This window comes from Enterobacter cloacae complex sp. ECC445 (genome assembly GCF_021892025.1).
GTDB classification, from domain to species: domain Bacteria; phylum Pseudomonadota; class Gammaproteobacteria; order Enterobacterales; family Enterobacteriaceae; genus Enterobacter; species Enterobacter chengduensis.
Genome location: NZ_JAKLRZ010000054.1, coordinates 1 through 9156 on the forward strand (window position 1 = coordinate 1; position 9156 = coordinate 9156).

Annotated in this window: 9 protein-coding genes; 5 read left to right on the top strand and 4 right to left on the bottom strand. The window is 58.6% G+C overall.

Translation table 11 applies throughout. From position 1 onward, the window contains the following. A partial coding sequence (locus L6R44_RS24690) for a thiamine pyrophosphate-dependent enzyme (protein WP_237425681.1) occupies positions 1–1008 on the bottom strand: 1008 nt, incomplete at its 3' end. A gap of 19 nt (positions 1009–1027) precedes the next feature. Further along, positions 1028–1978 (bottom strand): transaldolase, encoded by a 951-nt coding sequence (gene tal, locus L6R44_RS24695; protein ID WP_237425682.1) that lies wholly within the window; start codon positions 1976–1978, stop codon positions 1028–1030. Between the two features lie 289 nt (positions 1979–2267). Here tal and maeB point away from each other — a divergent pair, with 289 nt between their 5' ends. Beyond that, positions 2268–4547, top strand: coding sequence for an NADP-dependent oxaloacetate-decarboxylating malate dehydrogenase (gene maeB, locus L6R44_RS24700; protein ID WP_237425683.1), 2280 nt, complete (start codon positions 2268–2270; stop codon positions 4545–4547). A gap of 85 nt (positions 4548–4632) precedes the next feature. Here maeB and hemF read toward each other — a convergent pair whose 3' ends face one another. Both hemF and amiA read right to left on the bottom strand, forming a co-directional pair. After that, positions 4633–5532 (bottom strand): oxygen-dependent coproporphyrinogen oxidase, encoded by a 900-nt coding sequence (gene hemF / locus L6R44_RS24705; RefSeq protein WP_237425684.1) that lies wholly within the window; start codon positions 5530–5532, stop codon positions 4633–4635. After that, positions 5532–6407, bottom strand: coding sequence for an N-acetylmuramoyl-L-alanine amidase AmiA (amiA, locus tag L6R44_RS24710; RefSeq protein ID WP_032643507.1), 876 nt, complete (start codon positions 6405–6407; stop codon positions 5532–5534). Before amiA ends, hemF begins: the two co-directional genes overlap by 1 nt. A 212-nt stretch (positions 6408–6619) precedes the next feature. Here amiA and L6R44_RS24715 point away from each other — a divergent pair, with 212 nt between their 5' ends. The 4 genes from L6R44_RS24715 to L6R44_RS24730 all read left to right on the top strand — a co-directional run bounded on the left by L6R44_RS24715 (position 6620) and on the right by L6R44_RS24730 (position 9113). Beyond that, on the top strand, positions 6620–7045 hold the full coding sequence (locus L6R44_RS24715) for a GNAT family acetyltransferase (RefSeq protein WP_237425685.1): 426 nt from the start codon (positions 6620–6622) through the stop codon (positions 7043–7045). Then, a complete protein-coding gene (locus L6R44_RS24720; RefSeq protein ID WP_237425686.1) occupies positions 7032–7481 on the top strand; it encodes a DUF2919 domain-containing protein in 450 nt (149 codons plus the stop codon). Before L6R44_RS24715 ends, L6R44_RS24720 begins: the two co-directional genes overlap by 14 nt. A gap of 63 nt (positions 7482–7544) precedes the next feature. Then, the gene (locus tag L6R44_RS24725; protein WP_237425687.1) at positions 7545–8120 is read left to right on the top strand and encodes an RpoE-regulated lipoprotein; all 576 of its coding nucleotides are present in this window, start codon (positions 7545–7547) and stop codon (positions 8118–8120) included. Between the two features lie 93 nt (positions 8121–8213). Then, complete coding sequence (locus L6R44_RS24730) at positions 8214–9113, top strand: Dyp-type peroxidase (RefSeq protein ID WP_237425688.1); 900 nt, start codon at positions 8214–8216, stop codon at positions 9111–9113. The last annotated feature ends 43 nt before the right edge of the window (positions 9114–9156 follow it).

Below are 9156 nucleotides of genomic sequence, written 5' to 3' on the forward strand. Positions count from 1 at the left end.
GCCGCCCCCCCCCCCCCCCCCCCCCCGGGGGGGGCAAAACTCGGCGGCGAGATCCGGGTGCGCTTTTTTGTAGGCGGCAAACTTCTCGTTCCAGGCGTGCTGGGCTTTCTCACCGTCTTCGCGGGCATCCCAGGCCCTGTAGATCTCTTTCGGGATCTCAAACGGCGGGTATTTCCATCCCAGCTTCTGCCGGGTCAGCGCCACTTCTTCGTCACCCAGCGCCGCGCCGTGCGCCTCCTCTTTGCCCGCCTTGTTCGGCGAGCCGAAGCCGATAACCGTGCGGCAGATAATCAGGGACGGTTTGTCCTTCACGCTCTGCGCTTCCTGAATCGCTTTTTTCACCGCCTCCGGATCGTGGCCGTCGATCTCGTGCACCACGTGCCAGTGGTAGGCCTCGAAGCGTTTTGCCGTGTCGTCGGTAAACCAGCCTTCGGTCTCCCCGTCGATGGAGATGCCGTTGCGATCGTAGAAGCCAATCAGCTTGCCCAGCCCCAGCGTGCCCGCCAGAGAGCAAGCCTCGTGGGAGATCCCCTCCATCAGACAGCCGTCACCCATAAACACGTAGGTGTAGTGATCGACAATCGCGTGGTCCGGCTGGTTAAACTGCGCCGCCAGCGTGCGCTCGGCTATCGCCAGCCCGACCGCATTGGCGAGCCCCTGACCCAGCGGCCCGGTGGTGGTTTCTACGCCCGGCGTATAGCCAATTTCCGGGTGGCCCGGCGTTTTGGAGTGCAGCTGGCGGAAGTTTTTCAGCTCCTCAAGCGGCAGGTCGTAGCCGGACAGGTGCAGCAGGCTGTAGAGCAGCATGGAGGCGTGACCGTTGGAGAGAATAAAGCGGTCGCGATCGTACCAGGTTGGGTCATTGGGGTTGTGCTTGAGAAAGTCGTTCCACAGCACTTCGGCAATATCCGCCATGCCCATCGGCGCGCCGGGGTGGCCAGAATTGGCTTTCTGCACGGCATCCATGCTGAGGGCGCGAATGGCATTGGCTAGCTCTTTACGGGACATAGTTCACTCCGTGGCAAGGTTAAAGTTTGGCGGCGAGAAGGTCTTCAAGTTTTCGCTGGTCGACGGCGAACAGGCGGATGCCTTCCGCCAGTTTATCCACGGCCATCGCGTCCTGATTGTGCTCCCAGCGGAACTCGGCTTCGGTCATGGCTTTCGGTTTTGGCAGCACGGTGGAGGTCGGCACCAGCTTGCGGATCACCGTCTCTTCTTTGTCCTGTAACGCCTGAAGCAGGTTAGGGGAGATGGTCAGGCGGTCGCAGCCTGCCAGGGCGAGGATCTGCTCGGTACGGCGGAAGCTGGCTCCCATCACGATGGTTTCGTAGCGGTGCTGCTTGTAGTAATCGTAGATATTGCGGACCGACTTCACGCCCGGATCTTCCTCCACCACGTACGGATCCATCGGCTGTTTTGCCTGGTACCAGTCGTAGATGCGCCCGACAAACGGCGAGACGAGAAACACGCCCGCTTCGGCGCAGGCGCGCGCCTGGGCAAACGAGAACAGCAGCGTCAGGTTGCAGTGGATCCCCTCTTTCTCCAGCACCTCTGCCGCGCGAATGCCTTCCCACGTCGACGCGAGTTTGATCAGAATGCGTGATTTATCGATCCCCTGATCCTGGTAGAGCTCTACCAGACGACGCGCCTTGTTAATGCTCTTTTCTTTATCGAACGAGAGGCGGGCGTCGACTTCGGTCGAGACGCGTCCCGGAATGCTTTTAAGAATTTCCGCACCAAAATTAACCGCCAGCTTGTCGCTAGCTTCGGCCACCTGCTGCTCCTGCGTTTTCCCGCGCTGTTTACCGTAGGCAATGGCGTCATCAATCAGATGGCTAAAATGGTCAAGCCCTGCTGCCTTGAGCAGTAGCGAAGGGTTAGTGGTCGCATCCTCCGGCTGATAGTGACGAATCGACTCGATATCGCCGCTGTCTGCCACCACGGTGGTGAATTGTTTGATGCCGTCTAGCTGGTTCATAAATGATTACTCCTTGGAAATAAAGGCGTTATCTGAGTGCGTTAGTTCACACTTCTGGGAAAATCATGATGGACTTAACAAAAAAGCATAGCAGACGGGGGAGGCATTGCTTTTGAGACGGGTAACATGGCTGTTATAAATTGATAACAATTTTTAATGTGTGATGGTGAGAGTTTGGCAGCCTTCAAAGTTTAGGAGGCGGCCTGCGGCGATACTAGGCGGCACACCAGGGTGTGCATCAGGATCGCTTACGTCACCCTTTTGACCGATACGTGAAAGGAAAAATAAGATGGATGAGCAGTTGAAACAGAGTGCCCTCGATTTTCACGAGTTCCCCGTTCCGGGCAAAATCCAGGTTTCCCCAACCAAGCCGCTGGCCACCCAGCGCGACCTGGCGCTGGCCTATTCGCCGGGCGTGGCTGCCCCGTGTCTGGAAATCGAAAAAGATCCGCTGGCGGCCTACAAATACACCGCGCGCGGCAACCTGGTCGCGGTGATCTCTAACGGCACGGCGGTGCTGGGGCTGGGCAACATCGGCGCGCTGGCCGGTAAGCCGGTGATGGAAGGGAAGGGGGTACTGTTCAAGAAATTCGCCGGTATCGACGTGTTCGACATCGAGGTGGACGAACTCGATCCTGACAAATTCATCAACGTGGTGGCCGCGCTGGAGCCGACCTTCGGCGGGATTAACCTGGAAGACATCAAAGCGCCGGAATGTTTCTATATCGAGCAGAAGCTGCGCGAGCGTATGAACATTCCCGTGTTCCATGACGACCAGCACGGGACCGCGATTATCAGCACCGCCGCGATTCTCAACGGCCTGCGCGTGGTGGAGAAAAATCTCTCCGACGTGCGCATGGTGGTTTCTGGTGCAGGCGCCGCGGCCATCGCCTGTATGAACCTGCTGGTGGCGCTGGGGATGCAGAAACACAACATTGTGGTGTGCGACTCTAAGGGCGTTATCTATAAAGACCGCGAGCCGAATATGGCGGAAACCAAAGCGGCGTATGCGGTGGATGACGACGGCAAGCGCACGCTTGAGGACGTGATCGAGGGTGCGGATATCTTCCTCGGCTGCTCGGGTCCGAAAGTGCTGACCCAGGAAATGGTGAAGAAGATGGCGCGCGCGCCGATGATCCTGGCCCTGGCGAACCCGGAACCGGAAATCCTGCCGCCGCTGGCGAAAGCGGTGCGTGAAGATGCCATTATCTGTACCGGCCGTTCCGACTACCCGAACCAGGTCAACAACGTGCTCTGCTTCCCGTTCATCTTCCGCGGCGCGCTGGACGTCGGCGCCACGGCAATCAACGAAGAGATGAAGCTTGCCGCCGTGCACGCCATCGCGGAGCTGGCGCACGCCGAGCAGAGCGAAGTGGTTGCCTCCGCCTACGGCGATCAGGATCTGAGCTTTGGCTCGGACTACATCATTCCAAAACCGTTCGACCCGCGTCTGATCGTGAAGATCGCGCCAGCGGTAGCCAAAGCGGCGATGGACTCCGGCGTGGCGACGCGTCCGATTCAGGATTTTGACGCCTACGTCGATAAGCTCACCGAGTTTGTCTACAAAACCAACCTGTTCATGAAGCCGATCTTCTCCCAGGCGCGCGCCGACGCGAAGCGCGTGGTGCTGGCGGAAGGGGAAGAGGCGCGCGTGCTGCACGCTACCCAGGAGCTGATCACCTTAGGCCTGGCGAAGCCGATCCTGATTGGTCGTCCGAGCGTGATCGAGATGCGTATCCAGAAGCTGGGCCTGCAGATCAAGCCGGGCGTTGACTTCGAGATCGTCAACAACGAATCCGATCCGCGCTTCAAAGAGTACTGGAGCGAATACTACGCGATCATGAAGCGTCGCGGGATCACCCAGGAGCAGGCGCAGAAAGCGGTCATCAGCAACACCACGGTGATCGGCGCGATCATGGTGCATCGCGGCGAGGCGGATGCGCTGATCTGCGGCACCATCGGCGATTACCACGAGCACTTCAGCGTGGTGCAGGAGATCTTCGGCTACCGCGACGGCGTGCACACCGCCGGGGCGATGAACGCCCTGCTGCTGCCAAGCGGCAACACCTTTATCGCCGATACCTACGTTAACGACGATCCCTCCCCGGACGAGCTGGCGGAGATCACCGTGATGGCGGCAGAAACCGTGCGCCGCTTTGGTATTGAGCCGAAGGTGGCGCTGCTGTCGCACTCAAACTTTGGTTCGTCTAAATCCGCGGCGGCCTGCAAAATGCGCCAGACGCTTGAGCTGGTGCGCGAGCGTGCGCCGGAGCTGATGATTGACGGGGAAATGCACGGCGATGCCGCGCTGGTTGAGAGCATCCGTAACGAACGTATGCCGGACAGCCCGCTGAAGGGGTCAGCGAACATTCTGATTATGCCGAACGTGGAAGCGGCGCGTATCAGCTATAACCTGCTGCGCGTCTCCAGTTCAGAAGGGGTGACCGTGGGGCCGGTGCTGATGGGCGTGGCGAAACCGGTGCATGTGTTAACGCCGATTGCCTCCGTGCGCCGCATCGTGAATATGGTGGCGCTGGCGGTGGTAGAGGCGCAGACGCAGCCGCTGTAATTTTTACCCTCACCCTAACCCTCTCCCAAAGGGAGAGGGGATTAATACTCCCTCTCCCTTTGGGAGAGGGCCGGGGTGAGGGGAGTTACACCCAGTCCCGTACTTTCAGAAACTCACTCAAGGCAGCCTCCGGGCTGCCTTCTTTTGGCTCGTAGCAGTACTCCCAGCGCACCAGCGGCGGCATCGACATCAGAATCGACTCCGTGCGCCCGCCGGTCTGCAGGCCGAACAGCGTCCCGCGATCCCACACCAGGTTGAACTCCACGTAGCGCCCGCGGCGGTAAAGCTGGAACTCGCGCTCGCGCACGCCGTAGTCGGTGTTTTTCCGGCGTTCGACGATGGGCAGATACGCGTCGGTATAGCCTTCGCCCACCGCGCGCATAAAGCTGAACGCGGTATCAAAATCAGGCGCGTTGAGATCGTCAAAGAACAGCCCGCCGATGCCGCGCTGCTCGTCGCGGTGCTTCAGGTAAAAGTAGTCGTCGCACCACGTTTTAAATTTCGGGTAGACATCTTCGCCAAACGGCTGGCAAATATCCCGCGCGGTGGTGTGCCAGTGTACGGCATCCTCTTCGAAGCCGTAGTAGGGCGTTAAGTCGAACCCGCCGCCGAACCACCAGACCGGATCGGCCCCCGGTTTTTCCGCAATGAAAAAGCGCACGTTGGCGTGGCTGGTCGGCACAAACGGGTTGTGCGGATGCACCACCAGCGAGACGCCCATCGCTTCGAAGCTGCGGCCCGCCAGCTCCGGACGGTGCGCCGTCGCAGACGCGGGCATGGCATCACCGTGAACGTGGGAAAAATTCACGCCCGCCTGTTCAAAGATGCCGCCGTTTCGCAGCACGCGGCTGCGTCCGCCGCCGCCGGCCTCGCGCTGCCAGGTATCTTCCTGAAATTCTCCGCCGTCTGCGGCGGCCAGTTTCTGGCAAATTTCATCCTGCAGCTGCAGCAGGAAGGTTTTGACCAGTTGAGCATCGGGTTTCATCAACGTTTCCTGGCGTGCGCTTTTTGGTTATCGAACCAGTTGAAGTAACTGATAATGCCGGAGGCGATGGCGTTGGCGATCTTCTGGCGAAACGCCGTGGTGCCGAGCAGTCGCTCTTCTTCCGGGTTGGTAATAAAGGATGTTTCCACAAGTACGGACGGAATTGAAGGTGACTTCAGCACCACAAACGCCGCCTGCTCGGTGCCTTTACTGTGCAGACGATGCACCGGCTTAATCTTCTTCAGAATGTGCGAGCCGAGCGTCAGGCTGTTTTTGATGGTATCCGTCTGCACGAGGTCGAACAGCACCTGCTGGAGCAGGTGGTCTTTGTCCGTGGCCTTCTTCCCGGCCACTTCATCCGCCCGGTTCTCACGCTCGGAGAGGTATTTTGCCATGGCGCTACTGGCCCCGCGGTTGGACAGGGCAAACACCGACGCGCCCGCGGCTGACGGGTTGGTAAAGCCGTCGGCGTGAATCGACATAAACAGATCCGCCCCGTGCTGGTGGGCAATCTCTACGCGGTCATACAGCGGAATAAAGGTGTCGCCAGAGCGCGTCAGGCGGGCGTCAATGCCGTTGCTGCGTAAAATTGCCCGCACGTTTTTTGCAATCGCCAGCACGACGTGTTTTTCTTTTGACCCATTTTTGCCGATGGCGCCGGTGTCAATCCCGCCGTGGCCCGGGTCGAGCATCACCAGACGCTTCGCGCCCGGTTTTTTGGTTTTCGGTTTGCTGTGTCCGTTACTGGTTTTGAGCGTGCTCTCGTCTTTCGCCTGAGCCTGCTTTGCGATACCCGTTAACGTTAAGGCCGCCAGCCCCGCTTTGAGAACCTGACGACGCGATGTGAGTGCTTTTAATGGTTTGAATGTGCTCATGCGGCCTGAATACTAAAAAAAGGGGTCCTGGTGTTATATCGTATCGTGTTTCCCGTTACGACAGTCCATATTGAGAATTGTTTTACTTTTCATTTCAATACGTGACAAAGTGACATTATGCCAAATTTTGGCGAGATTTTCCCCGGTTATTGGCTAAAGGCGAAGTTCACGCCATAATCACTGTTTTTAAACCCGAAAAGGCGGTTAATACCATGGAGATACGCGTTTTTCGCCAGGAAGATTTCGAAGAGGTGATCACCCTTTGGGAACGCTGCGATCTGCTGCGTCCGTGGAACGATCCGGAAATGGACATCGAACGTAAGATGAATCACGACGTCAGTCTGTTTCTGGTCGCGGAAGTGAATGGCGAGGTTGTGGGGACGGTCATGGGCGGCTACGACGGCCACCGCGGCTCGGCCTATTATCTGGGCGTCCACCCGGAATACCGTGGTCGCGGCATCGCCAATGCGCTGCTCAACCGGCTCGAGAAGAAGCTGATCGCCCGCGGCTGCCCGAAAATCCAGATCATGGTGCGGGAAGATAACGACGTGGTGTTGGGCATGTATGAGCGTCTGGGCTACGAGCACGCTGACGTGCTGAGTTTAGGAAAGCGTCTAATCGAAGATGAAGAGTACTGAGATCCATCCGGCCGACTATGACGCGCAGGGCCGCGTCAGGTTGCCTTTTTTATTCTGGTGCGTTCTGCTGCTGCAGGCGCGAACCTGGGTGCTGTTTGTGATGGCCGGCGCGTCGCGCGGGCAGGGCGACACGCTGCTGAATCTCTGCTATCCCGATCACGATGCTTTCTGGATCGGCTTACTGCCGGGGATTCCCGCCGTACTGGCGTTTTTGGTCAGCGGACGGCGGCATCTGATTCCACGCTTTTGGGGCGCGCTTCGCTGGCTGCTCATTCTCGCCCAGATTGCGCTACTCTTCTGGCAACCTGTGCTTTGGTGGTACGGTGAACCGCTTACGGGCATCGGTATCGCGCTGGTGGTGGCGGATATCGTGGCGCTGTTCTGGCTGCTCACGAATCCCCGTCTTCGCGCCTGTTTTAGGCATCAGGATGATTAATCCGGCACTTTTTGCCGATGCCGCACTCCAACAAGCGTTGATTTAACAAGAAAGGACGTTTCAATGAAATCGCTGCGTTTACTTTTATGCGCGCTCCCGCTGGCGTTGACCGGCTGTTCGACGCTCTCCTCCATTAACTGGTCCGCTGCGTATCCGTGGAACTGGTTTGGCTCATCCACGGAGGTGACCGAGCAGGGCGTAGGAAAAATTACCGCCGCGACGGCGCTGGATCAGAATGCTATTCAGGATGCGCTCGGCAGCGACTACCGCCTGCGCAGCGGCATGAAAACGGAGAATGGCAACATTGTGCGGTATTTTGAAGCGCTGAAGGGGGACAAACTGGCGCTGGTGATTAATGGCGATAAAGGCACGGTGAACCGTATTGCGGTGCTGGACGATACCCTCCCGACCGCCAGCGGCGTGAAGGTGGGAACGCCGTTTAGCGATCTGTATAAACAAGCCTTTGGCAACTGCACCAGCGCGCCTTCCGACGATGGCGTCGCGGTGGCATGTAAAGCGGAAGGCAGCCAGCACATCAGCTATGTCTTCACCGGTACCTGGAGCGGCCCGGAGGGATTAATGCCGTCTGACGACACGCTGAAGAACTGGAAAGTGAGCAAAATACTCTGGCAGCAGTAATTTGCGCCTGAACAAACCGCCTCGCTGAAATACGGGTATAATACCCGCCATCAATGCCACGCTGACGTGGCATCTTTTATTTCAGGAGGAGCGATGTCTCAGGTTCAGAGTGGCATTTTGCCAGAACATTGCCGCGCGGCGATTTGGATTGAAGCCAATGTTAAAGGGGACGTGGATGCCCTGCGTGCGGCCAGTAAAGCGTTTGTTGATAAGCTGGCGACCTTCCAGGCCAAATTTCCGGAAGCGCACCTCGGCGCCGTTGTCGCCTTTGGCAATACCGTCTGGCGTCAGCTGAGCGGCGGTGAAGGGGCGGAAGAGCTGAAGGACTTTATCCCTTACGGTAAAGGTCTGGCTCCGGCCACCCAGTACGATCTGCTCATCCATATTCTCTCTCTGCGTCACGACGTGAACTTTTCCGTTGCCCAGGCGGCGATAGAAGCGTTCGGCGACAGCATTGAGGTGCAGGAAGAAGTGCACGGCTTCCGCTGGGTGGAAGAGCGCGATCTGAGCGGCTTCGTTGACGGGACGGAAAACCCGGCGGGTGAAGAAGTGCGTCGCGACGTGGCGGTGATTAAAGACGGCGTTGACGCGGGCGGCAGCTACGTGTTCGTGCAGCGCTGGGAGCACAACCTCAAGCAGCTTAACCGCATGAGCGTGCATGACCAGGAGATGATGATTGGTCGTACCAAAGAGGCCAACGAAGAGATCGACGGCGACGACCGTCCGGTGACCTCGCACCTGACCCGCGTTGACCTCAAAGAAGACGGCAAAGGGCTGAAGATTGTCCGCCAGAGCCTGCCTTACGGCACCGCAAGCGGTACCCACGGTCTTTACTTCTGCGCCTACTGCGCGCGCCTGCACAACATTGAGCAGCAGCTGCTGAGCATGTTCGGCGATACCGACGGCAAGCGCGACGCGATGCTGCGCTTCACCAAACCGGTGACCGGCGGCTACTACTTCGCGCCGTCCGTTGAGCGTCTGCTGGCGCTGTAATGGCCTTTCTCCCTCTCCCTGTGGGAGAGGGCCGGGGTGAGGG